The organism is Pseudoalteromonas sp. SCQQ13, from assembly GCF_015864415.1.
GTDB lineage: Bacteria > Pseudomonadota > Gammaproteobacteria > Enterobacterales > Alteromonadaceae > Pseudoalteromonas > Pseudoalteromonas nigrifaciens.
Map to the genome: position 1 here is coordinate 135246 of NZ_JADYXG010000002.1, position 24338 is coordinate 159583.

Sequence of the window (24338 nt, forward strand, 5' to 3'; positions counted from 1 at the left end):
ATTACTGTGTAAATACGCGCTGGTTAAAAGTAACTTTTACGCAATATAATTTAACCAGCGTTCAGGTTATCAGGTTATCTAGTCTTCTTTATTGATTGTAGAGCCATCGACTCCTTCTTGCTTTGACGATTGTGTATTTACTTTATTACTTATTATTGCATCGAGGTTTTCGCCACCTTTAACCCCAAAATCTAAACTGCGTATTGGGAATGGAATACGAATATCAGCCTCATTTAGTGCTTGCTGTACTGCCACAACACCTTTGTGGCGTACTGTCATAAAGTCTGGCTCACCAGGGTATTTAATCCAAAACCACAATAATAAATTAATACTACTGTCGCCAAAACTCTCTGCGTATACGGCCGTTTCATCTTGGCGTATTACAAACTCAAATTGATTAATTTTATCCACAATAACGTTTGCGGCTTTTTCTATGTCTTCTGTTAATGAAATTCTTACCGGCACTTCTATGCGTCTAACGCCTAGCGTGCTGTAGTTTCGCAATACATTTCTAAATAGTATTTTATTAGGCACTAGTATTTGCTGCCCATAAAAGCTCTCTATTAGTGTATTACGCAGGTTTATTGAATGCACAGAGCCAAACACATCATCAGTTTTTATTACATCACCTGGTTTAAATGGCTTACGAATACCCATAGCAATACCTGCTATTAAGTTTTCGGTCATATCTTGAAATGCAAAACCAATCGCTAAACCAACAATACCGGCACCAGCTAGTAATGACGTTACCGTGCCTTTTAAGCCCATAAAATCCAGTGCTATAAACACTCCTACACTTAATATCAGCACTTTAAATATAGAAGCCATTAAATCAGCTATCTGTTTTGAATCGAGGGAGCGGCGTAATAAATTTTTCATTAAGTTACCGGCAAAGCGAGCCAGCATAGAAAATAGAATGACAATAATAACTGCCACAATAAAATTAGGAATATGGCTTATAACGACATCAAACCACCCTCCGAGCTTTTCTTCGATAAGTTTTTCGGCGTCGCTAATTGAGGGAATACTAAACATGTAACTTGCACCTATTGATTTATAATGTGATTAGAATCAATCTTGAATTCGCATATCAATTGCAAGTATAGCGCCAGTATTAAAAAAGCCATGCTGTGCATGGCTTTTATAGATTAGGTAAAGGTTTAAGTTTTAGCTTTGTTCATCGCGTAAAAATACTGGCTCAAGCTCTTTCACACTTGCTTCGGCGCTAAAGTAATAACCCGCTACTGTAAACTCTTTAAGCTGGCTTAGCTGAGTTACTTTATTTTCGATGAGGTAACGCGCCATCATGCCTCGTGCTTTTTTAGCGTAAAAACTAATTACTTTATATTGACCATTTTTACAGTCTTTAAAGTGTGGAGTAATTATTTGTGCATTAAGGGCTTTTTTATCAACCGCTTTAAAGTACTCGTTTGAAGCAAGGTTAACTAAGTATTGGGCGTCCTCGGCTTTTAATACCTCGTTAAGTTTATTGGCAATTACACTGCCCCAAAACTCATACAGGTTTTTACCACGGCTGTTTTCAAGCTTGGTGCCCATTTCAAGGCGATACGCTTGCATTAAATCTAGCGGCTTTAAAAGCCCATATAAGCCCGATAATATGCGTAGGTGGCTTTGTGCGTAATCAAGCTGATTAGCCGTTAGCGTGCTAGCATCTAAACCACCATATACATCGCCATTAAAGGCCAGTACCGCTTGTTTAGCGTTTTCTGTGGTAAATGGCTGTGCCCACTCACTAAAGCGAGCAGCGTTAAGCCCTGAGAGCTTATCGCTAATTTTCATCAGGCTGCCAATTTGCGCAGGTGTTAGTTCACGGCATACTTGCATCAGTGCTTCGCTGTGCTCAAGTAATTCCGGTTGAGTGAACTTATCGGTTGCAGGTGGCGTGGTGTAATCAAGATTTTTTGCAGGTGAAATAACAGTGATCATAGTTAGCTATTGACTTGTAATTTATTTAATGTCAATTTCAACATTAAATGAAACGAAAAGCACGTTTTGTTTAATATTAAACAGACTGATCCTACCTTAATAATTCATACATAACCGTTTTTATATTGATAAGGACATAAGACCTATCAAGCATTACTTCGCTGTTGCAGTATGGTGTAATATTAAAGTAGTTTAGATTTTCTTTTAACTTGCTTGGAATGAGGAAAGCAAATGACTAACGCGCTACAAAGGCTAAAACAACATTCATCAATCGTGGCCGACACGGGTGATATTGAAGCAATTAAAAAGCATCAACCAGAAGACGCAACGACCAATCCGTCATTGTTATTAAAAGCGAGCGAGATTGAAGCCTATAAGCCTTATTTAAATAAAGCATGGAGCTACGCCAAAGAAACCGAGCAAGATCCAGCGAAGCAACTAGCGCTAGCATGCGACTACTTTGCGGTATTATTAGGTAAAGAAATTAGCGCTATTGTACCTGGTTATATTTCTACTGAGGTAGATGCACGTCTTTCGTTTGATACCCAAGCAACTATTGATAAAGCGCACACGCTACTTAGTCTTTACGAAAAAGAAGGCGTAAGCAAAGATAAAATCTTAATTAAAGTAGCCTCTACTTGGGAAGGCATTAAAGCCGCTGAACAACTAGAAAAAGAAGGTACTAAATGTAACCTTACTTTATTGTTTAGTGATGCCCAAGCACGTGCTTGCGCCGATGCTAACGTATTTTTAATCTCGCCATTTGTTGGTCGTATTTTAGATTGGCACGTTGCTAACGGTATGGAAAAACCGACCGACCCACTGCAAGATCCTGGGGTACAATCGGTACGCAGCATTTTTGAATTTTATAAACGCCACGACTACAAAACGGTAGTTATGGGTGCAAGTTTTCGTAATACCGGCGAAATTATTGCCCTTACTGGTTGCGATAAGCTAACTATTAGCCCCAATCTTTTAGAAGAGTTGGGTAACCTTGAAGATGCACCAGAATACTTACTAGCAAAAGATGTTGCGCAGCAGCCAAAACCGGCACCGCTTAGCGAAGCTCAATTTCGTTGGTTGCATAACCAAGATGCTATGGCGACTGAAAAGTTAGCTGAAGGTATTCGCTCTTTTGCTGATGCTCAAGAACAATTAGAAGCACGCTTTAAAGCCATGTAATTGGCTCAAACGCTTGTATAAAAACGTCGCAGTTGCGACGTTTTTTTATGCCTGTAATTTATATGCAAGAAACTTATAAACCCATCATAAAGTAAAGCTTCATCAACAAATCACACTTTAGTAACATAAATGTCACTTTTATATTCTATTTTAGCTAGGCCTATGGTATAGGTATTCGCGAAGTTAATACCTATTGCGTTAAATTAGTGAGCCGTTATAGCTTATGTTTTTAATAAGACTGGTATCAAATGCAGTCTAAAGGAGATATTCATGGATAGCCTAAGCAATATAATAGAAGGTCCTGAAACAAAAAAGGAAGCTTCTCAAAAAAATAAAAAAAGAAGATGGCGCGAAATCGAAGCAATACAAGAAAAGTATCGTTTACGCAAAGAACTACAGGAGTTGGACTACTTTACAGACAGTATAGCCGTTAATGAGCTCGACTTTTAAACGACTAACTCAAAGGCCCGCATTACTGTGCGGGCCTTTGGTTTTAAAAGTTAAAATTATACTTGCCAATTAATCGGCGTTTTACCTTGAGATTGCAATAACGCATTCGTGGCTGAAAAATGCCTACAACCAAAAAAACCTCGATGAGCAGACAGTGGCGATGGGTGCGGCCCTGCTAAAATATGCTGGCGTGCGCTATCAATTCCCTTACCTTTTTTTTGTGCATGAGCACCCCACAAAATAAATATTACGCCTTCACAATGGGTGTTTATATGCGCAATAACCTTATCGGTAAATTGCTCCCATCCTAAGTGTTTATGCGAATGGGCTTGGCCTTGCTCTACCGTAAGTACTGTATTGAGTAAAAACACTCCCTGCTCTGCCCAGCTTTGCAAGTAACCATGGGTAGGAATAACAAAATCGTTTATATCGCTAGCCAGCTCTTTATAAATATTTTTAAGCGAAGGTGGCAGCTTTTTAACCTCAGGTAATACTGAAAAACACAAACCATGTGCTTGGCCTTCACCATGGTAAGGATCTTGCCCTAAAATAACAACGCGTATATCACTAAGCGGTGTTGCAGCAAATGCGCTAAACACTTGCTCTTTTGGAGGATAAACAGCAACACCTTCACTGCGGCGCTTGGCAACGTAGTCGAGTGTTTGCTGCATATATGCTTGCTGTAATTCTTGCTTTAAAAATGCAGTCCAATCGCTCATTGTATGCTCTTTATTTGTTGACGTGATACGTCTATTTTATCACACATATCGGCCAGCCCATCTAGCATACGCGCTGAAAAACGATGTAGTAAGTCGGCATTTACAGATAAAAACTGCTTGTTTTTTACTGCGGGTATTTCTGGCCATTGCTGCCAATTAATAGTGGGTTGCGGTGTTGCTGATTTTTCATCCGGAATAATTATAATTTGCGGTTTAGCCACAATCACATTTTCTATGCTTATTTGTGGATAGTCGGTGCGGCTATTTGCAAATACATTGGTTACTTGGCAAGTGGCTATTAACTCACTTATTCCGGTATTTTTCGACACAGTCATCATCGGCTCAGACCAGAGTTGATAAAAGCCAGTGAGTTTACTTTTACCCTGTTGCTTGGCTTTAATGGCTGCAAGTTTAGCATTAAATGCTTTTACCACTTGCTCGCTTTGTTTAATGTTACCGGTAAGTTTTCCTAGCATAAGCAACTCATCGGCAATACCTGTAATTGTCGTTGGATCAGTTAAATAAAGCTTAATACCTAAGCGCTCTATTTGTGCTAAATCATCGCTTTGATTACCACTTTTCCAAGCAATTACTATATCTGGCTTAAGGACTAAAAGCTTTTCGATTGAAATACCATAGTAACCGCCAATACGGGTAATACCTTTTGCCGCTGCAGGGTAGTCGGCGTAATCAACTGTGCCAACAATATTATCTCCCGCGCCTATTGCATACAGGTTTTCTACTATGTGCGGGGCCAGTGCCACAATACGCAGTGTTTTAGCTGGCTGTACTTTATCAATTTGTACCTTGTTGGCCTGCGCATGCTGGGATAAACAGAGTAACAATAGGCCAACAACAAGCTGTTTAAACATTAGTAATCAAAACCTTGCAGAGCTTTAACACCTGCATCAAATGCATGTTTTACATTACGCACTTCGCTTACTGTGTCAGCCAGTTCTATTAATTTACGATGTGCTGCACGGCCGGTAATAATAACCGACTGCATTGGCGGTCTGTTGCCAATCGCCTCTAGCACTTCATCTACATCAATATACCCATAGGTTACCATGTAGGTAAGCTCATCGAGCAGCACTACATCTAGGCTTGCATCGCTAAGCAGTCGCTTTGATTCTTGCCAAGCAGCTTGCGCGGCTGCGGTATCGCTCTCTTTGTCTTGGGTATTCCATGTAAAGCCTGTGCCCATTACCACAAACTCCACACCCGCACCCTGTAACAAGTTACGCTCTCCGCATTCCCAAGTGCCTTTTATGTACTGACACACAGCGGCTTTTTTTCCATGGCCAACACAACGTGCTACCACACCAAATCCTGAGGTCGACTTACCTTTGCCATTACCAGTTATAACTTGAAAAATACCTTTTTCTTGTTGCGCTGCAGCTATTCGTGCATCAACTTGATCTTTTAATTTTTGTTGGCGTTGCTGATGTTTATCTTTACTTTGTTCGCTCATGATTATGCCCTTCATAAATTTTAATAATGTGTGCAATATTTAAATGCGTTTCACACATGGCAGCTAAACGCTCTAGTTGCTGCTCACGGTGCTGGTTAATATTAACCGGATTAATAACTGTATCGGCTTTGAGCCACTTTAATATTTGCAATGTGGCACTCGCTTGATCAAATAAGCCATGTAAATAAGTACCCGCTATGGCGTTATCATCACTAATAAACCCATCGGCTGTAAAGCCATTTGGGTGTTCATTAAAGCTTAAAAATGGTTTATTAAGTGCTTCACCTTGGCTAATGCCTGCATGAATTTCGTAGCCACTACAAAGTATTTGCTGGTTATTTAATTGCATAGTCGCGGTTACATTACTCAATATTTTTTGTGCTGTAAGTGTGCTGGTAAAATCACTTAACGCTAGCCCCGGCATCTGCTGTAATGATGACTCAACACCTAGGGGATCATTAATACTATTGCCAAGCATTTGCATACCACCACAAATACCGAGCACTTTACCACCATAACGTAAATGGCGTTTTATTTGTGTATCCCAGCCTTCATTTTTTAAAAAGGCTAAATCACTTAATACGTTTTTACTCCCCGGTAAAATGATCAAATCAACATCGGGGATCGCTTGTGTATGCGCTACATAATTAATATTTATATTGGGATGTAAGCGCAGTGCATCAAAGTCAGTATGGTTGCTAATGTGCGGCACAAGCAGCACGGCAATATTAACGCTGGCATTAGTTAGCGTATTATCAATAGCAATTGCATCCTCAGCATCTAATGCAAGGTCGTGTAAATACGGCAATACGCCTAACACCGGTTTACCTGTGTACTGTTCCAGCCAATCAAGTCCACTTTGTAATAAGCTTATATCGCCTCTAAAACGATTTATTACAAAGCCTTTTACCCGCGCTTGCTCCGACTCACTCAACAATGCCAAAGTACCCACTAAATGAGCAAACACACCGCCTTTATCTATATCGGCAATTATAATTACGGGGCAGTCAACGGCTTCGGCGTAGCCCATATTAGCAATGTCGTTGGCTCTGAGGTTTATTTCGGCTGGGCTGCCCGCCCCTTCCACCAGCAATAAATCAAAACGTTGTGCTAAACGGTTATGCGACGTGAGTACTGCATCCATAGCTACTTTTTTATAATCGTGATACGCCCCAGCTTCAATATTACTTATGGCTTTACCATGAATAATAACCTGCGCGCCAGTATCGCTATTTGGCTTAAGTAATATGGGATTAAAGTCAGTTTCAGGGGCTACCTTTGCCGCTATAGCTTGCAGTGCTTGAGCACGACCTATTTCACCACCATCATCTGTAACTGCACTATTTAATGCCATATTTTGTGGCTTAAATGGCGCTACATTTAGCCCTCTATTAGCAAATACTCTACACAGCGCCGCAACCAGTGTACTTTTACCCGCATCGGATGTGGTGCCTTGCACCATTAACGTTTTCATTTTATAGCCCTACACCTGGCGCTTACGAAAATACAATAAGCTTAAAAAGAACACGCTACCAATAGCTGCAGTAATAACCCCAACGGGTAACTCTTGATTAGTTAACAACGTGCGCGCTAGCACATCAACCCAAACCATAAAAGTACCGCCCACCAAACTCGTTACCAGTAAGCCAGATAAGCTACCTTGGGAGATAAAAAAGCGCACTATATGCGGCACCATTAATCCTACAAAGCCAATTCCGCCACACATAGCCACTAACACTGCCGTTATCAGCGAACTTAAAACTAGCATCAATATTCTAAAGCGATGTACCCGCACACCCAGTGTTATAGCACTTTCATCGCCGAGCAGCATGGCATTTAGTTGGCGCCTAAAACTAAGCATTGTAAATGTACACAATACAATAACCACAAAAGGTAACCACAGCGTTGCCCACTGCGCTCGTGCAAAACTGCCGAGCGTCCAAAATAAAATAGCCGCAACTGCCTGAGGATCGCTCCAGTAAAGTAATAAACTGGTAAATGCGCTAAATAAAAATGACAAGGCCACACCTGCCAGCAGCATAGATTCTACTTGCCCACTTTGCTGCCGCCCTGCAATCAATATAAGTAAACTCATAGCCACTAAACTGCCAGCCAATGCCGCTGCCGATAATGCAAAGCCCGCACTAATGCCCACAAACGCCATGAGTATAACTACCCCCAAAGACGCCCCAGACGATATCCCAAATAAATAAGGATCTGCTAACGGATTACGCGTCACGGTTTGCAAAATAAGCCCGGCAATGGCTAAACCACTGCCAGCTAAAAATGCCAGTAATGTGCGTGGCATTCTTAATTCAACAATAATTCGAGTGTTAAAGGAGCCCTCTGTTGAGGTGAAAATACTTTTAAATACATCAGTTAATGATGTGTCGGCAGCGCCATAACTCAGCGCCGTAAATAACGTAAATAATGCAGCTAGTACTGTGACTAAAAGTGCTATTGAATGATTGTTAAGCATGCGCATATTATTCATACCCATAAAAGTAAGTAATATGTGGAATAACACCACCTAGTTTAGACATTTGCGGGTGGTGGCTTACTTGTGCACATACACCAAATACATCATTGAGCATGTCCTCGCTGAGCACATCGATGGGAGAGCCTGTATTAACAATTTCGCCGTGATTTATAACCACCAGCTCATCGCACATAGCAGCGGCTAAATTTAAATCATGAAACGATGCAAACACAGTAACGCCAAGCGATTTAGCCAACTCCATTACCTGAATTTGATACTTCACATCTAAGTGGCTGGTTGGCTCATCCATAATTAATAGTTGCGGTTGCTGCACCATAGCCCGAGCAATTAATGCACGTTGTTTTTCTCCTCCCGAAAGCGACTCAAAACGTTGGCTTGCATGATCCTGCAAGCCAACTCGCGCTATAGCTTGGTTTATTTTTTGTGTGTCGGCTGTTGTGGTGGTGCTAAATAATGCTTTATGCGGGGTTAACCCAAGTGCAACCACATCTAATAAAGTTAAATTAAATTGTGATGGGGTTTCTTGTAAAACAACCGCAACCTGCTTTGCGTATTCATGGCTTTTTAACTGCCAAATATCAGTATTATTAAATTTAATTTGCCCTGCAGTGGGCTGATTAAAGCGATACAAACACCGCAGTAAACTAGATTTACCTGCGCCATTGGGGCCAATTAAGCCAACGAACTTACCTTGCTTTATTTGCAAATTAACATTGTTGAGGATAGTTTTACTGCCAATATTCCACGACACGTGATTAACATTTAACAATGGTGTATTTAATGGCGTTTGAGTTTGCAATAGTTAGCCCTAGGCAGGAATGCGCTCACTAACAATGCAACTAACTATGGCTAGTACATAACTTGAAGATGAGTAAACCCGCTCGTTAAAATAGTTTATTTGTATCTGACTTAAAGCGTTATGCTAATTACAGTTGCGGGAACAGTTGAGGAGTTGCACCTCATTCCAAATGAATACTCTATTATGGGCGGCTAAGTAAATAATTTAAAGCAAAAAAAACCGCACTTAACAAAGTACGGCTTAAAAAGGCAGTGCTAAGCGCTGCTTAAAATTTATATTCTATACCTACACCTAAGTAGTCTTGGTCAACGTTGTTGTCCATATCGAAATTAGAATAAAAACCAAATAATTTAGTGTTTTTATTTAACTGATGATCAACACCTGCCGAAATAGCCGTTTTGTCATCACTGCCTTTAAAATCCATTGCCTGGTACTGCAATTTAAAGGTATTGCTAGCCATAGTGTAAGCCGCACTTAATAAATAACCGTCGGCCTCACTACTGCCATCAACTTTTTCTTGCGTTTGATACATAGCGCCTAATTTAAAATCGGCTACTTTACCTTGTACTGATGCGCGCACTACATCGTAGCCGTTCACTTCACTATCGGCAGCAATAGCGGCATATATTGCGCTCTTTTTAAGGGCTGCGTCACCATAAGTTACTGCCATTGAATAGCCATTTTTAGCACCTGCTGCATCGCTATCCTCTGCAACAAACGTAGCCAAAAGCTTAAAACCTTGGTAAGAATTAGAGGCATAAGAAACACTACTGCCCATTCTATTTTCACCTTTAAAGGCATTTTTAATGTCGCCTTCAAGGTCGCTAAATAAATCAACTTTACCTTGTGACTGCTTAAGCGCGGTATCGTTACGGCCAATAACAACTTGGCCAAACGCACCTTTTAAACCTATATACTGATTACGAGCAGAGATATTGTCGTCATTATCACCTTTTGAGTCGGCGTCAGAAACATCAACTTGAAATTCAAACTTATAAACAGCTTCTAAGCCATCAGATATTTTTTCAGACCCTTTTAAGCCCAAACGTGATGAGTTACTTTTAATCTCGGTAAAAGACCCCTCACCATCATCCGACGACTGTAGTGTTACGTTCGCTTTACCGTAAAAATCCACTTCAGCAAGCGCATTAAAAGACAAACCACCTAATAAAGCTACACATAAGCTCGACTTTACAAATTTCATGTTATTTCCTCGATAATCACAACAGACTCGTTTTTAATGCAACAGGAGTTTGGCACTGTTAAATGACAAAAATATTACAGCCGTCATATTTTTACACTTTTAAATTCATAAAAACACATAATAGTTGCAATCAAACGTACATATACAGCAAAACCATTGGCCTTACTCAACGGGTAACTTAGGAGTCATTTGGGTTAATAAATTTACTAATGTTTCTATTAACTCTTTTTGCTCATTGTCTCTGTGATAGGCAACAAATATATCGCGCGAGGTGGTTTCTACGTCTTTCACATGAAATAACTCGCCTTTTTCTAAATGCGCTGCAACAAGTACTTGAGGAATGAATGCACTCCCTCCGCATTGCAATATTAAATCAAGTGCTATACGCCCAGTACTTGTTCTAAAGTAAGGTGGGGTTTTGCCAGTAAACTGGCGAGCATGCCACAGTGAGAATGTCGTGCCCCAGTCAACATATACGTACTGGTTATCAAAAAAGTTATCGTAACTGGCAGTATCAAACGCGCTTACCGGTATAATGGGTAGTTCACAAATTCGCTCAACCACCAGCTCATCAACTTTTGGTGGATCAAATAAAATAGCTAAATCTAAGGTGCGCTCTAATAACAGGCGGGTACTTTCTTGTTGTGCTTTTACCTCAGCCACCAAAGACACACCGGGCATTGCCGATACAATATTAGTAATACCAAACTGTAAAAATGCATCCCAAATGTTTGGTGTACCCGCTAGGCAAATTTGTTTATGCATATTATCGGCAAGTGCCACATCTACTTTTGCTCTTTGCATGCCAGTAATGATCATTTGTGCATGGGGTAATAAACGCTCACCTGGCGCTGTTAGTTGAATATTATTGCGCTGGCGAATAAACAAATTAACACCAAGCCCTTGCTCTAATTGACGAATTCTAAAGCTTACTGCAGACTGTGTGATATAAAGGTTTTCAGCCGCTTTGCCAAAGTGACGAGTGCGTACTACCTCAACAAATGTTTTTAATAAATCGATATCCAATTTTTTATCCTCACGATAAAAATAACTTGTTTAAAATATTTGCAAACTTGCCGCATACTCCAGCAATTACCAAGGTATGAGGGTACAACAATGAGCAATGATATTTCACTACTTCGCCAAGCATTTGTTAGTCAACGTCAGTTTTTTGATGATCAAAATTTCCCACGCGGATTTGGTCGCAGCGGAAACTTTACCTTATTAGAAGCCAGTATATTAGAGCAACACGGTGTTGTTTTAAAAGGCTTACATAATAAAGCCCTAGAGCCACAAAATGAACATCAGCAACAATTTGTCGCTGTTATTAGTGGTGCTTTAGAGCCAACCAATGCAATTGAGCGCGCTTGGGTTAAATACTTAAAGTTAACAACCAGCAAAGCAAAGTTCCATACATTATTTGGCCGCTCAAAAATAGCGACCCCAGCACCAATAAGCCAAGACTATTACGCCGAGTCAGACAGTATGTAATTGCTTTAACTATTTAATTTTTACATTTTAAATAGTTAAACATACACCAAGCCTAGCGCGAGTACAAAATACATCGCGCTACGTGCTTACTTAAGTTAACTAACTTTTAAACCACGCCTGAGGCCACAATAGCGGCTTTTTTACGTTTACGAGATTGCCTAAAAGAGTCCCAACTAAAAATAGCCAATGCACTCCAAATACAAACAAATGTAACTACTCGCTCGGCATCAAACACTTCACCGTAAAGCATCACAGCTAATATAAACATCAAACTTGGCCCTATGTACTGAAAAAAGCCTAAAGTGGTGTATTGCAAACGCTTAGCAGCGCCGGTAAAGCACAGTAGTGGTAAGGTGGTAATGATCCCGGCACTAATGAGTAACACATTGGTATGCCAGTCATTAGCAGGCAAGCTTGACGTTGCTGTAGGCACCATTAAATACCAATAAATAAGCGCTACGGGCAAGAGTATAAATGCTTCTATTGAAATACCGGACAATGCTTCCACTGGCAGTTTCTTACGCAGTAAACCATATATTGCAAATGATATAGCTAACGAAAAAGCAACCACAGGAAATGAACCAAAACTTATTAATTGCAGCAGTACACCGGTAAATGCTAAAGCAACAGCAACCATTTGAAACTTACGTAAACGTTCGCCTAAAAATAACACTCCCAGTAATACATTTAGTAACGGATTAATGTAATAACCTAAACTGGCATCGAGCATATGATTATTATTAACTGCCCATATAAATAGGCCCCAGTTAAACCCCAGTATCGACGAGGTTAAAACCAGCATTAACAATAATTTAGGCTGTACTATAATGCGTTTAATTCTATCCCACTGGCCTAAAATACTCACAATAATAATTAAAAACATCACCGACCACACAACACGATGCGTTAAAATTTCAAATGCAGTAACATGCTGGAGTTGCTTAAAGTATATAGGTGCTAAACCCCATATAGTAAAAGCGATGCAAGCCAAAATGGCGCCCTTGCGCTTCTCGGTATCAATCGGCATAAATAAACACTTAGTTATTCAAAAGGTCGCCAGTTTACTCCGCAAACTTTTATTAGCCAACTAAATACGTACCCGTACCAAATGCTATTTGTACTGCTTGCTCATTATGCAATTCCATCCTACAAACACATACTTTATTGCCCGAGCGAATTAAAGTGGCACTGGCTATAAATTTCTCGCCTTTGCCTGGGCGTAGGTAATCGGTGCGCATATCTATAGTGCCCAAGGTGGCTAGTTTTTGCTGCACAGATAAAATATCAACATCGTTTAGCTTATCTATTACACTTGCTGCAGCTAACATACCACCTACGTTATCGAGCACTGCCGAAATAACGCCGCCATGGAGTATTTTTTGTGCCGGATTACCTATGAGTATATCCTGCCAAGGAAACGATATTTTTGCTTGTTCTGGGCTAAGTGATTCTACCGATATTTTTAAAAACTGATTAAACGGCATATTATTTACAAACAGCGAGCCTACATGCTCTATTAACATTTCTTTATTCATTATTATTCTCTATGTTATATCTGGTAAGAGGAGTAAAGCATAACTAGGATAAAACTAGCAACACAGTTAAATTTATTAGCCGCTTAAAGTCAGCTAATATCCCCCCCCCTGAGCGAGTAAATTCACACGTTATAAATTTATTCAAAAAACATTCAACACTCGCTAAAGACATCCTGTACAAAAAACACTAAAATACCCCGCAATGAATACATTAACACCACCCTCTAGCTCACTTGTGCGCACCCCTGAAGCTGTACTCAAACAAGTGTTTGGTTATAGTGAATTTCGCGACGGCCAAAAAATGGTTATTGATGCAGCCATTAACGGCCAAGATTCGTTGGTATTGCTGCCAACCGGTGGCGGTAAATCTGTGTGCTATCAAATACCCGCTTTAGTGCTTGAAGGGGTAACTATTGTTATTTCTCCGCTAATATCGCTAATGCAAGATCAGGTAACTCAACTACAAGCGCTGGGCGTTAAAGCCGCATATATAAATAATAGCTTAGCCCGCGAAGAGCAGCAGCAGGTATACCAACAACTCCATCAGGGATTAATTAAACTACTGTATGTTGCCCCTGAAAAAGTGCTGCAGCGCGAGTTTTTAGAGCGCTTATCGCATTTAAAAATCAGCTTATTTGCTATTGACGAAGCGCATTGTGTATCGCATTGGGGGCACGATTTTAGACCCCATTACTTTCGTTTAAACGAATTAAAACAGCGCTTTGCTCATGTACCTATGATGGCCCTTACTGCAACTGCCGATAAAGCCACTCGTTTTGATATTGTTGAGCAATTAAAGTTACAACAACCCTATATTCATACCGGCAGCTTTGATCGCCCTAATATTCGCTACACCATAGAAGAAAAATTTAAACCTATGGTGCAACTGCTGCGCTATTTAAAAGAACAAAAAAGCCAAAGCGGCATAATTTATTGCACCAGCCGTAAGCGCGTAGACGACATAGCCGAAAAGTTAGCCGACGCGGGACTTAACGCCGCCGCCTATCATGCAGGTATGAGTAACGAGCAGCGCCAATTTGTGCAAACCGGCTTTGCCCGCGACGATATACAAATAGTGGTTGCTACAGTGGCCTTTGGTATGGGTATAAATAAACCCAATGTGCGCTTTGTATTGCATTACGATATTCCCAAAAGCATAGAGTCGTACTATCAAGAAACTGGCCGCGCTGGGCGAGATGGCCTTGCCGCTGAGGCTATAATGTATTTTGATCCGGCTGATATAGGCCGCGTAAGACGCTTTTTTGAAGATATTGACGACGAGCAACGTCGCCGCGTCGAAGAGCAGCGCTTTAATGCCATGGCCAGTTTTGCCGAAGCACAAACCTGCCGTCGACAAATCCTGCTTAACTATTTTAGTGAGTATCAACGTGAGCCATGCGGTAACTGCGATATTTGCTTAAATCCGCCCAAAAGCTTTGATGGCACTTTAGTAGCGCAGCAGGCACTATCGTGTGTGTACAGAGCAGAGCAACGCTTTGGCCTTGGATATATTGTTGAGTTACTACGCGGTGCAAACACCAGTCGTATTCGCGATAATAACCATCATCAACTCAGCACCTACGGCATTGGCAAAGACAAAAGCAGTGAATTTTGGCTAAGTATTTTACGCCAACTTATTCATCAAGGCTTATTAAGCCAAGATATAACCCAAGGTGCATCACTGCGTTTAACCGAAGCCGCGCGCGCTATTTTAAAAAGCGAATATGCGTTGCAACTCGCAGAGCCTCGCCTGCAAGCTAAGCATGTTTATCAAGATAAATTAGCTCAGTTTAATTACGACAAAAAGCTATTTGCTCGCTTAAGGGCGCTGCGAAAAGAGTTAGCCGATGCCGACGATGTACCGCCGTACGTGGTATTTAACGACAAAACGCTTGCAGAAATGGCGCAGCTAATGCCGACCAACGACAGCGAATTTTTAAAGGTGTCGGGTGTTGGCTTTACTAAATTAAATAAGTATGGCGGTGAGTTTTTAACTGCAATTCGCAACTACCTTGCTACTAACTAAGAGCATTATGACCATAATAGAATATCACCACACGCATCAATGCATTATTATTACGCCGGTAGAGCCGCCCCACGACGAAGACTTTGAACTGTGGAGTCGCTTGTTTTTACACCACGATGAAATAACCATTAATGAGTACTCTGCTGGTGCCGATCGTCATCAACTGCGCTTCACTTATCAGCAGCAAACATTTAATTTAAACTTTGAACACTACAGCCAAAGTATTTGGATTAACGGTGAAGGCCATGACGCTGAACATTTATTAGCCGCACTTACTTTTTACCTAAGTTAATAGCAATTAAATAACTTCAAGCTCTCTACTTTTAACTTACATTTTAGTAACAATGATGTAAGCTGATATTACGGTAGTAATTTGCTACGTAGCAGTAAAGGGTTTGAATGATTACTAAAAAATGGATTTCATCTTGTTGTTTTAGCCTCTGTATTCCAAGCTTTTTTATGTTCAGTTTAGCTGCGCAAGAAACCCCTCATGCGCAAAATGATTGCGCAAGCGAGCAACCAACGCCATCAAGTAGTAATAATTTACGCCGTCAACTAGATCAACCAACGCCACTGTTAAAGCAAAGTAGTAATGCAAAAATTGCCAATATTACTTTGCAGCAACTTAACGTATTTAATACTGAACTCGAAGCCGAAAATAACGCCCTATTTCGCTTTGCTAACCGCGCGCATATTCAAACTGAGCCAGAGGTTATTAAAAGTATTTTATTGTTTGAGAGCGGTGATAATTTTGATCCTAAAAAGCTCGCCGAATCAGAACGCTTACTGCGTAAACAAAACTATTTATACGATGCTCAAGTCATTGCCACCGAAAACTGCGAAGGGAACGTTAATGTTACCGTCGTTACGCGTGACTTATGGACACTGCTACCAGAAATAAGCTTTAGCCGCAGTGGCGGAGAAAACAAGTCGAGTATTGGTTTTCGCGAATCTAACTTATTTGGCTGGGGTAAGCGTTTGTCGTTGTCGCGCACTACAGATAGCGATCGTAATGGTTATTTATTTGTATACGACGATCCTAATATTTTATCAACCCGCTATCGTGGGCGTTTAGAGTACGCCGATAATAACGATGGTAAACGCCATCTGCTAGAACTTACCTATCCGTTTTTTGCTATAGACACCCCTTTTAGCTACGGTATTTTAAGCTATTCAGAGCAACGCGAAGAAGCGCTATATCAGCGCGGTGAAAAGTTTAGCGAGTTTGATCAAACGACCGACTACAACAGTTTTTTTGTTGGTCACTCCAAAGCATTAAGCCATAACTGGACCCAGCGCCTCAGCCTGGGCTACGTTGATGAGCAACATACTTTTGCTGCAATAGACTCTACCTTTGCCCCCTTAGCCGTCGATCGCAGCTTAAGCTACCCTTATGTAAGCGGACACTGGTTTGAAGATAACTTTATAAAAGTACGCAATTTCGACAGTATTTATCGTACTGAGGACTTAAACTTAGGTTGGAACATAAAAGCCTTACTAGGCTACTCCGATGAATCTGTTAGTAACGATGATAGCCGCGCGATTTACTCTTTTAACTTTAATAAAGCTCACTTTAGTGGCGATAATACCTTATGGCGCTTTAGTGCAGACATTGATGGTTACTGGAATAAAGAGCAGGACAAATTTGAAAACCTGATCTCCACCAGCCAAATACAATATTATTTAAATACCAGCATTGATCAGTCTTGGTATGTAAAAGCTCGGGTGCAGTACGCTAAAAACCTCACTAACGATAAACAACTTACACTCGGCGGCGAAACCGGCCTACGTGGCTACCCTATGGATTATCAGCATGGAGATCGCAGCTTTTTAGTGAGTTTAGAAAAGCGCTACTATTGGGAATATGATTTACTGCAATTATTTAAAGTAGGCGGCGCGGCTTTTCTTGATGTTGGCCGAGCATGGTCTAACACCCCAAACAATGTTGAAGATAGCCGCGTTCTTAAAAATGTAGGTATAGGCCTGCGCTTAGCACCAAGCCGTGCAAATGCCGGCACCATGATCCATATAGATATAGCTGCACCGCTAGATAGTGCCGATGGCGTAGATTCGGTACAGTGGCTGGTAAATGTTAAAAATTCTTTTTAAATGGCTATTTCGTCGCACCCTAAAGCGTTAAACTGGGCATATATAATTATTGTGAGACTATAACTTTGGAATTGTTAGCTCTGCTTGGCACCCAATATAAACTGGTCGTTACCCTTATTGCGTTATTACTTTTTCCGATACTGTTAAAAGGTACTAAAAAGCTTCTCGAAAAAGCTATTAAAGGAAAAATAGACCTACACCGAAAATATCGTGCTGAGCTATTACTTAAAATTATCCTCGCATTTGTGATGTTATGTTTAGTGCTGGTATTTTGGGGTATCGAGCTACGTGGACTCCTAGTACTAGGTTCGTCGCTATTTGCTATGCTAGGTGTTGCACTGTTTGCCGCTTGGTCATTACTTAGTAATCTCACCGCTTTTTTACTGATGTTTATTCAAAATGACTGCCGCGTTGGCTATTGGGTACGTATTGTTGATGGCGCAAATAGTATTGAAGGGCGCATTATAGAAATGGGCTTAATGAATGTAGTGCTTGAGCACATTGACGGGCATAGAGTTATATACCCTAATAACTTATTTGTAACTCGTCCGGTACTGGTTTTAAACAAAGAACCTAAGCCAACAAAAGCACCGGTAATTAGGCGTATTATTGGCCCCAAAAAGCCAAATAAATAGTAATAAAAAAGCCGTTTTGTTATCCCAACTGGGTTAACTAAAACGGCTTTACAATTTATTCTATCTATATTTAGTAGCTTACTATTATAACTAGTTATTTAACTCAGCTGTTTTAAGCTCATCATCTAAATCATTTATTTCATCAATAAAAGTGCCAAGCTGTTGTTCAACCAAGCTATTTGCATGAGCAAAATACGCAATATGAAACACCGCATCACCCTCATTTACTAATGGCATAGTTTGCTGGCCAATAATAATTCCACTGCGTGGTGCTGGTAACTCAAGTTCAGAGTCGCCAAGTGGGCTGCTAATATAAGCAAGTACTTGCCCCTTAGTAACACGCTCTCCAAGCGATACCTGCGCACGCACAATGCCATCTACATTAGCACGCACCCAACTTGTAGAGCTGGCTATAATAGGCTCAGGAAGCTTTCTAGGACGCTTACCACGGATCATTTTTAAATGGCGCATAACATAGTCAACGCCTTGTACACCTGCAGCAATCGCAAATGGGTCAAAACGCAGTGCTTCACCGGCTTCATAAGTAATAACCGGGATCCCTAAGTTAGCGGCTTCGCTGCGCAGTGAGCCATTACGTAACGAGGCATCTATCACTGCGGGTGTACCAAATGCTTTAGCCATTTGTGCGGTGGCTTCATCGGCTAAATTAGCGCGTATTTGCGGTAAGTTAGTGCGGTGAATAGCTCCCGTATGTAAATCAATAATATGGGTACAATGTACTGCCACTTGATTAAAAAACATATACGCCATACGACCAGCCAGCGAGCCACGCTCTGAACCCGGAAAACTGCGGTTCATATCGCGTCTATCAGGTAAGTAGCGCGACTTATGTATAAAGCCAAACACATTTACAATCGGCACCGCAATCAGCGTGCCGCGCAACTGGTTAGGATCTATTTTAGCAAGTAATTGCCGCACCACTTCTACGCCATTGAGCTCATCGCCATGAATAGCCGCACACACCATAAGTACCGGCCCTTCCATAACACCATTAACCACTTCAATTGGAATATTAAGTGGAGAGTGGGTATAAAGTTTTGCCGCTTCTAAGGCCAGCGTTTTACGCTCGCCTACGCCAACACTTTCACCTAATAAGGTAAAAGAACGGTTAATTTTAACCTTTGCCACGAGTTGCTGTTCCTTTACTTGATGCTGTTTTTTCAATGAAATCAATCACCATGCCTGCAATATCTTTACCTGTTGCTATTTCAATGCCCTCAAGGCCTGGTGATGAGTTAACTTCCATCACTAAAGGACCACGTGATGAGCGAAGTAAATCAACACCGGCTACATTTAAGCCCATCGCTTTAGCAGCTGCAACGGCTGTTTTACGTTCTTCTGGCGTAATACGCACTAATGTAGCGCTACCACCACGGTGAAGGTTTGAGCGGAACTCACCTTCTTGTGCTTGGCGTTTCATTGCTGCAATCACTTTGTCACCTAAAACAAAACAACGGATGTCAGCACCACCGGCTTCTTTAATGTATTCTTGCACCATAATGTTAGCTTTTAAGCCCATAAATGCTTCAATAACACTCTCAGCCGCTTTACGCGTTTCAGCCAATACCACACCAATACCTTGCGTGCCTTCTAGTAGTTTAATTACTACCGGCGCACCGCCTACCATTTCGAGCAAGTCTTTTACATCATCTGGTTTACTAGCAAAACCAGTCACTGGCATACCTACACCTTTACGAGATAAAAGCTGTAATGAGCGCAACTTATCGCGAGAGCGAGAAATAGCAACCGACTCGTTTACTGGATACACGCCCATCATTTCAAATTGACGCAGCACCGAACAGCCGTAAAAGGTAACTGATGCGCCAATACGCGGAATAACTGCATCAAAGCCTTTTAAGTTTTCACCACGATAGTGAATTTCTGGTAGCTCAGAGTTTATATTCATATAACAACGCAGTGCATCTACTACTTTAACTTCGTGACCACGAGCTTCAGCCGCCTCAATTAAACGACGCGTTGAATACAATTTTTTGTTGCGAGATAAAATACCAATTTTCATAATTTAAACCTTAAATAAGTACGTATTATTTTAGAAGCTTAGTCCCTCTAAAAGTTAATACATCCTTATAATAAATGAGATAAAGCCGGGTCAACGACTATACGATTTTCCATGGCTGTACGCCCGAGTAACATTCTAAACTTCATTGTTGCGCGGCTAGTTAAGGTAATTTCTATAGGCCAGCTATATTTACCCGCATGCAATGTTGTTTCTATAAAGTAACGTAACTCTTTTTGCCCGCCAGAGCTGGTTACGTGCTTCTTCTTTTTAACTTTTGCATTGCAAACAACTTGTGTTTCTTCATCTTCTTGCAATGGCTGGGTAATAAATTTAACCCACTTTTCGCCATCAACTTCATACTCTTCTATATTAAGTGCATGAATACATGAGGTGCGGGCACCGGTATCAATTTTTGCTTTTACTTTCTCGATGCCTAGCTCTGGTAAACTCAACCACTCACGCCAACCAACGGTAATCTTTGCTGTCATAAATGTGCCCTTAATAAAAAAGTGTCTTATACGCTACCGGAAAAAAAACACCAACAAAATAAATTTATCAAGTCGACAAATTGATTTGATTGATCTTTATAGCCGACTAGTTTAACAATATAAGCGTAACAAACTAGTCAACTTTAAGGGCCAAAAACCCCCTTGTTCGAAGCGCTAAATAAATTTAACTTCTTAAAAAAGAAAGATAAGTTTAATTTACTAAAGTAAATACACTATAGTAAACGGTATTAAAAACACACCATCTATGAGAAATTATTATGATTAATGGCTTACTTCACGCCCTTGTACTTGATGAGCAAGGCGGTGCGCGTACTATAGAAAACAGCGCCGAACTACATAATTGGCAACCAGAGCAAGGCAAGCTTTGGGTGCACATGGATTATAGCCAAGCTGACGTTGTCACTTGGCTAAAAGGCTGTGAATTTTTAACCGACTACGAATTAGAGTCGCTAACTGCAGACGAAACTCGTCCACGTATCACCTCTGCTACAAACGGCCATATGTTATTTTTACGCGGTATTAATTTAAATCCGGCACAAAGCCCTGAAGACATGGTTTCAATTCGCCTTTTTATTAACGATGATATTGTTATTACTACCCGAAAGCGTCGCTTACTATCTATTCAAGATATTTTAGCTTCATTTAGTAACAATACCGGTCCGCGCAGTATTTCTGAACTCGTCTGCACTATCACCCAAAAACTCACTTCCCGTATGGAAAGTGTTATTGATGCTTTAGATGAAACCCTAGATGAATTTGAAGAAGAAATAGATGAGCCAAGCAAAAAGTTTGATAATCAAGGTTTGTCGCAATTACGTCGGCAAACTATTGCTTTAAAACGCTATTTAAAGCCACAAAAAGAAGCGCTTATTAGCATGGTTAATCATCACTATTCATGGCTCTTCGATGAGGATAAAGCTAAGCTTAATGAAACCACTAATTTACTAACTCGTTACCTTGAAGAATTAGACAGCTCAATAGATCGGGCGCAAATTATTCAACAAACAGTCACTAACCAAGTATCTGAGCAGCTAAATCAGCGTATGTATGTTATGTCGGTGGTGGCTGCATTATTTTTGCCTCTGGGCTTTTTAACCGGCTTATTAGGCGTAAACGTAGGCGGCATACCTGGCACAGAAAGCCCTTATGCGTTCACTTTATTCGTCGTTTTTTTAGTTGTACTTACCGGCAGTATTGGCGTGTACTTTAAAAATAAAAAATGGCTGTAACAATATAAATTAATTATTTAGTGGAAGTAACGCGCTACGGGTAAAGCAATAAGCAAAGATAGCTTATAAATACGCTAGGTAATTTAAGGTGAGCCGCATCAGGTTTTTATGCAATAAAAATCTGATGCGGCTCTAAACACGCAAAAAAATTCAAATATAAAACCCTCTATATTCTCCTAAAAACAAACTACACCAAAATAAAGCAACAATTTAATTACAATAAACTAGCAAAACTCTTAACTATTTGTTACTAATATAGGAAATAATAACTAGGAAGCTCTGATAATATCACCTCCTGCCTTTTCCCTATTATGCCTTTAAGCAAGTGAATTAGTACTGTGGTTTATTTTTGCGTCTTTGACCTTATTAAGTTGTAGCTCGGTTAAAAAGCCAACTTTTAATAGCGATATTGTAGTGATTGATGTAGCTGATTTAAACCAATATTGGGTCGCTAAGACATCTAAGGTAGTTTTCTTACCTGGGCGTCCAAAGTAGATACCTAAAGGAATGGGTAAAGCATCTTTTTTTATTACTATTGATTCTAACGTAACTTTGGTTAGTAGAGAGTTAATTGACTCCATACCTAATGATTGGATGACACAAAAAATATTAGATAAAATGCCAATACAACAATATAAGCCTTCCATAACTAACCCGACTAAAATTCCGGTTAAGGTTAAAATAAACTCAGAATTAAAGGCACTTGTTGATATAACTTAATACTGATTAAACGTGAATATTTAAAACACCAAACTGCAACATCTGGTTGCTTTATATTTTAAGGAAAAATAATGAGAAAACTCGGAATTTCAATTGCTTTATTAGCTTTAGCAGGATGTGCATCAACAAATTATTCAGATTTTGACGTTAGTGAAGCTGTAATATCAAAGCTTAAAATTAACGAAACTCATAATTTAAATGAAAGGCAGCATAAGCTAGAAATATCTTTTGATTATGAAATATCTGAATACGTAGATACGAACAATTTATATAATTGTTCTGTACAGTTTTTAGCTTTAGATGGCACAACAATCTCAATGTCGAATGGTAAAAAATCACCTTGTGAGTTGAATAAAGCCAAAGGCAAAAAGTCTATAGTATGGCCAACCATATTAGATAAGGCGCACTCTCCTTCTGAAGAGCAGCTTTCTAAAATAAAGTACCCTATAGAATACTTTGTAGCTATTCATCAACGAACAGGTAAAAACACGAATAGAATAATCGGAAAGTCCGCCATCCAAGTTAGCGCGGTAAAAATATAGCTCACTAACGATCTAATACAGTTTGTAGAGATTATACCAATATAAAAAAGGCGAACATTTTACAATGTTCGTCTTTTTTATAGCTGCTACGCTTACTCTTGAAAGTAAGTACCCCAACCGTCGTATTCTACTTCGCATTCAACAGCAAGTGCTGCCAGCTTATCAACGTCTTCCATTATTACGTCAACATCAAGCTCTGACTCTACAACTATGTCAAAACTCCAAATTTTTGCACCGTCTTCAAGCTCAAGCTCTGCTGGTTCTTCCACATCGTAGCCTAATTTAAAAGCGGCTAATGCGGCCTGCTCTAACTTAGGGAAGTCTTCACATACAAAGTGATGTTCTACTTCGTAAAGTATTTCAGGGTCTGAACCATCTTCGAGTAATGAAGATACGATGTCTTCACTTATTTCACGCCAGTTTTCCATTAATTTTCTCTCACTTGAGCATCTAATTCAGTTATTTTAGCAGCCATAATACTGTGCACACTTTTAGCGTGCTCGCGCGCGCTGATGTTTTTATCAAGCGATATGGGGGCTAACATTTCAATATAAATTGTACCATTATCCCAACGATTTAGTTTAATGGTTTTATGCGTTGTGCTCATACATACGGGCACTATGGGTACTTGCGCACTTAAAGCGGTATGAAATGCGCCTGTTTTTAAAGGTAATAAACCGCGTCCGTAACTGCGTGTACCTTCTGCAAACATCCATACTGATAAGCCATTTTTCTTTATTTTTTCAGCGGCTTTAGAAATAGTTCCCGCAGCTTTTGAGCGGTTTGTACGATCAATTAAAATATTCCCCGAAAGCCAATACAACTGACCAAAAAATGGCACCCACTTTAAGCTTTTTTTACCTACGCTCACGCAGTTTTTAGGCACCATTGCAGGAATAGTAAATAAGTCATAACTATTTTGATGATTTGCCACATAAACCGCAGGACCAAGATTTACGCTATCCGGATGGTACTTTCGTACAACTTTAACGCCCAGCATTTTTGCTACTGAGCCAAACCAGCTCGCTATAATATGCACATTATTAGGATGAAATGGCCTCACTATTGATAACAGTAACCCAAAAATACAACTTAATAATATAAACAACAGCATAATAAAAATACGTATAACAGCAAGCAACAGAGCGTCTCCAAATATAATCGCGTTAAGCCAGCGGCTATTATAACGTTATTTTATGATCTACACGAGAAAATAGCGCACAAGTGTA

The 24338-nt window shown here is 40.2% G+C and carries 27 protein-coding genes and 1 riboswitch; of the genes, 9 read left to right on the plus strand and 18 right to left on the minus strand.

The window, feature by feature from the left end; translation table 11 throughout:
- Nucleotides 1–78: 78 nt before the first annotated feature.
- Nucleotides 79–1035: a mechanosensitive ion channel family protein gene (locus tag I6F41_RS02350; RefSeq protein ID WP_179806969.1), complete on the minus strand. Its 957-nt coding sequence runs from the start codon at nucleotides 1033–1035 to the stop codon at nucleotides 79–81.
- A gap of 132 nt (nucleotides 1036–1167) precedes the next feature.
- Nucleotides 1168–1947, minus strand: coding sequence for a peroxide stress protein YaaA (gene yaaA, locus I6F41_RS02355; protein WP_011329206.1), 780 nt, complete (start codon nucleotides 1945–1947; stop codon nucleotides 1168–1170).
- 231 nt (nucleotides 1948–2178) lie between these two features.
- Here yaaA and tal point away from each other — a divergent pair, with 231 nt between their 5' ends.
- Complete coding sequence (tal, locus tag I6F41_RS02360; RefSeq protein ID WP_089368743.1) at nucleotides 2179–3129, plus strand: transaldolase; 951 nt, start codon at nucleotides 2179–2181, stop codon at nucleotides 3127–3129.
- A gap of 270 nt (nucleotides 3130–3399) precedes the next feature.
- Nucleotides 3400–3579 carry a DUF3545 family protein gene (locus tag I6F41_RS02365; protein ID WP_011329208.1) on the plus strand — a complete coding sequence of 60 codons (180 nt, stop codon included), beginning with the start codon at nucleotides 3400–3402 and terminating at the stop codon, nucleotides 3577–3579.
- 56 nt (nucleotides 3580–3635) lie between these two features.
- Here the strand turns inward: I6F41_RS02365 and ung are convergent, their stop codons facing one another.
- The 8 genes from ung to I6F41_RS02405 all read right to left on the minus strand — a co-directional run bounded on the left by ung (nucleotide 3636) and on the right by I6F41_RS02405 (nucleotide 11298).
- Nucleotides 3636–4298, minus strand: coding sequence for a uracil-DNA glycosylase (gene ung, locus I6F41_RS02370; RefSeq protein ID WP_182683925.1), 663 nt, complete (start codon nucleotides 4296–4298; stop codon nucleotides 3636–3638).
- Nucleotides 4295–5170: a cobalamin-binding protein gene (locus tag I6F41_RS02375; protein WP_182683924.1), complete on the minus strand. Its 876-nt coding sequence runs from the start codon at nucleotides 5168–5170 to the stop codon at nucleotides 4295–4297. The genes ung and I6F41_RS02375 overlap by 4 nt, the downstream gene beginning before the upstream one ends.
- The gene (cobO, locus tag I6F41_RS02380; protein ID WP_182683923.1) at nucleotides 5170–5769 is read right to left on the minus strand and encodes a cob(I)yrinic acid a,c-diamide adenosyltransferase; all 600 of its coding nucleotides are present in this window, start codon (nucleotides 5767–5769) and stop codon (nucleotides 5170–5172) included. Before cobO ends, I6F41_RS02375 begins: the two co-directional genes overlap by 1 nt.
- Nucleotides 5753–7243 (minus strand): cobyric acid synthase, encoded by a 1491-nt coding sequence (locus tag I6F41_RS02385; RefSeq protein WP_182683922.1) that lies wholly within the window; start codon nucleotides 7241–7243, stop codon nucleotides 5753–5755. Before I6F41_RS02385 ends, cobO begins: the two co-directional genes overlap by 17 nt.
- A gap of 9 nt (nucleotides 7244–7252) precedes the next feature.
- Complete coding sequence (locus tag I6F41_RS02390; protein WP_011329213.1) at nucleotides 7253–8254, minus strand: FecCD family ABC transporter permease; 1002 nt, start codon at nucleotides 8252–8254, stop codon at nucleotides 7253–7255.
- Between the two features lies 1 nt (nucleotide 8255).
- Nucleotides 8256–9068: an ABC transporter ATP-binding protein gene (locus I6F41_RS02395; protein WP_011329214.1), complete on the minus strand. Its 813-nt coding sequence runs from the start codon at nucleotides 9066–9068 to the stop codon at nucleotides 8256–8258.
- 79 nt (nucleotides 9069–9147) lie between these two features.
- Nucleotides 9148–9288: riboswitch (cobalamin riboswitch) on the minus strand.
- 45 nt (nucleotides 9289–9333) lie between these two features.
- The gene (locus I6F41_RS02400) at nucleotides 9334–10272 is read right to left on the minus strand and encodes a porin (RefSeq protein ID WP_182683921.1); all 939 of its coding nucleotides are present in this window, start codon (nucleotides 10270–10272) and stop codon (nucleotides 9334–9336) included.
- Between the two features lie 162 nt (nucleotides 10273–10434).
- Nucleotides 10435–11298, minus strand: coding sequence for a LysR family transcriptional regulator (locus tag I6F41_RS02405; RefSeq protein ID WP_011329216.1), 864 nt, complete (start codon nucleotides 11296–11298; stop codon nucleotides 10435–10437).
- 90 nt (nucleotides 11299–11388) lie between these two features.
- On the opposite strand from I6F41_RS02405, the gene I6F41_RS02410 reads away from it, so the two are divergent.
- Nucleotides 11389–11763: a DUF413 domain-containing protein gene (locus I6F41_RS02410; RefSeq protein ID WP_011329217.1), complete on the plus strand. Its 375-nt coding sequence runs from the start codon at nucleotides 11389–11391 to the stop codon at nucleotides 11761–11763.
- Between the two features lie 106 nt (nucleotides 11764–11869).
- On the opposite strand, the gene rarD is transcribed toward I6F41_RS02410, so the two are convergent.
- Both rarD and I6F41_RS02420 read right to left on the minus strand, forming a co-directional pair.
- Nucleotides 11870–12790 (minus strand): EamA family transporter RarD, encoded by a 921-nt coding sequence (gene rarD / locus I6F41_RS02415; RefSeq protein ID WP_011329218.1) that lies wholly within the window; start codon nucleotides 12788–12790, stop codon nucleotides 11870–11872.
- A gap of 52 nt (nucleotides 12791–12842) precedes the next feature.
- Nucleotides 12843–13298, minus strand: a complete 456-nt coding sequence (locus I6F41_RS02420; RefSeq protein WP_172459223.1) for a thioesterase family protein — start codon at nucleotides 13296–13298, stop codon at nucleotides 12843–12845.
- A gap of 202 nt (nucleotides 13299–13500) precedes the next feature.
- On the opposite strand from I6F41_RS02420, the gene recQ reads away from it, so the two are divergent.
- The 4 genes from recQ (at nucleotide 13501) to I6F41_RS02440 (ending at nucleotide 18068) form a co-directional block, all read left to right on the plus strand.
- A complete protein-coding gene (gene recQ, locus I6F41_RS02425; RefSeq protein ID WP_182683919.1) occupies nucleotides 13501–15324 on the plus strand; it encodes a DNA helicase RecQ in 1824 nt (607 codons plus the stop codon).
- 7 nt (nucleotides 15325–15331) lie between these two features.
- Nucleotides 15332–15616, plus strand: a complete 285-nt coding sequence (locus tag I6F41_RS02430; protein ID WP_011329221.1) for a DUF3630 family protein — start codon at nucleotides 15332–15334, stop codon at nucleotides 15614–15616.
- Nucleotides 15617–15723: 107 nt separating this feature from the next.
- On the plus strand, nucleotides 15724–17433 hold the full coding sequence (locus I6F41_RS02435) for a ShlB/FhaC/HecB family hemolysin secretion/activation protein (protein ID WP_197107647.1): 1710 nt from the start codon (nucleotides 15724–15726) through the stop codon (nucleotides 17431–17433).
- A 65-nt stretch (nucleotides 17434–17498) separates the two neighbouring features.
- The gene (locus I6F41_RS02440; protein ID WP_011329223.1) at nucleotides 17499–18068 is read left to right on the plus strand and encodes a mechanosensitive ion channel domain-containing protein; all 570 of its coding nucleotides are present in this window, start codon (nucleotides 17499–17501) and stop codon (nucleotides 18066–18068) included.
- A 90-nt stretch (nucleotides 18069–18158) separates the two neighbouring features.
- Here I6F41_RS02440 and I6F41_RS02445 read toward each other — a convergent pair whose 3' ends face one another.
- From I6F41_RS02445 to I6F41_RS02455, 3 genes are all read right to left on the minus strand, one after another.
- The gene (locus I6F41_RS02445; protein ID WP_011329224.1) at nucleotides 18159–19217 is read right to left on the minus strand and encodes a succinylglutamate desuccinylase/aspartoacylase family protein; all 1059 of its coding nucleotides are present in this window, start codon (nucleotides 19215–19217) and stop codon (nucleotides 18159–18161) included.
- A complete protein-coding gene (rimK, locus tag I6F41_RS02450) occupies nucleotides 19204–20109 on the minus strand; it encodes a 30S ribosomal protein S6--L-glutamate ligase (RefSeq protein WP_011329225.1) in 906 nt (301 codons plus the stop codon). The genes I6F41_RS02445 and rimK overlap by 14 nt, the downstream gene beginning before the upstream one ends.
- Before the next feature lie 65 nt (nucleotides 20110–20174).
- On the minus strand, nucleotides 20175–20597 hold the full coding sequence (locus I6F41_RS02455) for an ATP-dependent zinc protease family protein (protein WP_086995212.1): 423 nt from the start codon (nucleotides 20595–20597) through the stop codon (nucleotides 20175–20177).
- Between the two features lie 278 nt (nucleotides 20598–20875).
- Here I6F41_RS02455 and I6F41_RS02460 point away from each other — a divergent pair, with 278 nt between their 5' ends.
- Nucleotides 20876–21847, plus strand: coding sequence for a zinc transporter ZntB (locus I6F41_RS02460; protein ID WP_089368750.1), 972 nt, complete (start codon nucleotides 20876–20878; stop codon nucleotides 21845–21847).
- Nucleotides 21848–22164: 317 nt separating this feature from the next.
- Here I6F41_RS02460 and I6F41_RS02465 read toward each other — a convergent pair whose 3' ends face one another.
- Nucleotides 22165–22494, minus strand: a complete 330-nt coding sequence (locus tag I6F41_RS02465) for a hypothetical protein (RefSeq protein WP_182683916.1) — start codon at nucleotides 22492–22494, stop codon at nucleotides 22165–22167.
- A 144-nt stretch (nucleotides 22495–22638) separates the two neighbouring features.
- Here I6F41_RS02465 and I6F41_RS02470 point away from each other — a divergent pair, with 144 nt between their 5' ends.
- Entirely contained in the window at nucleotides 22639–23109 is a 471-nt protein-coding gene (locus I6F41_RS02470; protein ID WP_182683915.1) for a hypothetical protein, read from the plus strand.
- A 92-nt stretch (nucleotides 23110–23201) separates the two neighbouring features.
- On the opposite strand, the gene rraB is transcribed toward I6F41_RS02470, so the two are convergent.
- Together rraB and I6F41_RS02480 are read right to left on the minus strand one after the other, a co-directional pair.
- Entirely contained in the window at nucleotides 23202–23537 is a 336-nt protein-coding gene (gene rraB, locus I6F41_RS02475) for a ribonuclease E inhibitor RraB (RefSeq protein ID WP_011329231.1), read from the minus strand.
- Nucleotides 23537–24250 carry a 1-acylglycerol-3-phosphate O-acyltransferase gene (locus I6F41_RS02480; RefSeq protein WP_011329232.1) on the minus strand — a complete coding sequence of 238 codons (714 nt, stop codon included), beginning with the start codon at nucleotides 24248–24250 and terminating at the stop codon, nucleotides 23537–23539. The genes rraB and I6F41_RS02480 overlap by 1 nt, the downstream gene beginning before the upstream one ends.
- Between the last annotated feature and the right edge of the window lie 88 nt (nucleotides 24251–24338).

Excerpts from the sequence above, each read along its gene's own strand:
- I6F41_RS02400 (WP_182683921.1), bottom strand. The coding sequence starts at position 10,272 with ATGAAATTTGTAAAGTCGAGCTTATGTGTAGCTTTATTAGGTGGTTTG.
- I6F41_RS02410 (WP_011329217.1), top strand. The coding sequence starts at position 11,389 with ATGAGCAATGATATTTCACTACTTCGCCAAGCATTTGTTAGTCAACGT.
- I6F41_RS02390 (WP_011329213.1), bottom strand. The coding sequence starts at position 8,254 with ATGCGCATGCTTAACAATCATTCAATAGCACTTTTAGTCACAGTACTA.
- recQ (WP_182683919.1), top strand. The coding sequence starts at position 13,501 with ATGAATACATTAACACCACCCTCTAGCTCACTTGTGCGCACCCCTGAA.
- yaaA (WP_011329206.1), bottom strand. The coding sequence starts at position 1,947 with ATGATCACTGTTATTTCACCTGCAAAAAATCTTGATTACACCACGCCA.
- cobO (WP_182683923.1), bottom strand. The coding sequence starts at position 5,769 with ATGAGCGAACAAAGTAAAGATAAACATCAGCAACGCCAACAAAAATTA.
- I6F41_RS02470 (WP_182683915.1), top strand. The coding sequence starts at position 22,639 with ATGAGAAAACTCGGAATTTCAATTGCTTTATTAGCTTTAGCAGGATGT.
- I6F41_RS02435 (WP_197107647.1), top strand. The coding sequence starts at position 15,724 with ATGATTACTAAAAAATGGATTTCATCTTGTTGTTTTAGCCTCTGTATT.
- I6F41_RS02455 (WP_086995212.1), bottom strand. The coding sequence starts at position 20,597 with ATGACAGCAAAGATTACCGTTGGTTGGCGTGAGTGGTTGAGTTTACCA.
- I6F41_RS02460 (WP_089368750.1), top strand. The coding sequence starts at position 20,876 with ATGATTAATGGCTTACTTCACGCCCTTGTACTTGATGAGCAAGGCGGT.
- I6F41_RS02385 (WP_182683922.1), bottom strand. The coding sequence starts at position 7,243 with ATGAAAACGTTAATGGTGCAAGGCACCACATCCGATGCGGGTAAAAGT.
- rarD (WP_011329218.1), bottom strand. The coding sequence starts at position 12,790 with ATGCCGATTGATACCGAGAAGCGCAAGGGCGCCATTTTGGCTTGCATC.
- I6F41_RS02365 (WP_011329208.1), top strand. The coding sequence starts at position 3,400 with ATGGATAGCCTAAGCAATATAATAGAAGGTCCTGAAACAAAAAAGGAA.
- tal (WP_089368743.1), top strand. The coding sequence starts at position 2,179 with ATGACTAACGCGCTACAAAGGCTAAAACAACATTCATCAATCGTGGCC.
- I6F41_RS02375 (WP_182683924.1), bottom strand. The coding sequence starts at position 5,170 with ATGTTTAAACAGCTTGTTGTTGGCCTATTGTTACTCTGTTTATCCCAG.
- I6F41_RS02465 (WP_182683916.1), bottom strand. The coding sequence starts at position 22,494 with ATGGAAGGCTTATATTGTTGTATTGGCATTTTATCTAATATTTTTTGT.
- rraB (WP_011329231.1), bottom strand. The coding sequence starts at position 23,537 with ATGGAAAACTGGCGTGAAATAAGTGAAGACATCGTATCTTCATTACTC.
- I6F41_RS02420 (WP_172459223.1), bottom strand. The coding sequence starts at position 13,298 with ATGAATAAAGAAATGTTAATAGAGCATGTAGGCTCGCTGTTTGTAAAT.
- ung (WP_182683925.1), bottom strand. The coding sequence starts at position 4,298 with ATGAGCGATTGGACTGCATTTTTAAAGCAAGAATTACAGCAAGCATAT.
- I6F41_RS02430 (WP_011329221.1), top strand. The coding sequence starts at position 15,332 with ATGACCATAATAGAATATCACCACACGCATCAATGCATTATTATTACG.
- rimK (WP_011329225.1), bottom strand. The coding sequence starts at position 20,109 with ATGAAAATTGGTATTTTATCTCGCAACAAAAAATTGTATTCAACGCGT.
- I6F41_RS02350 (WP_179806969.1), bottom strand. The coding sequence starts at position 1,035 with ATGTTTAGTATTCCCTCAATTAGCGACGCCGAAAAACTTATCGAAGAA.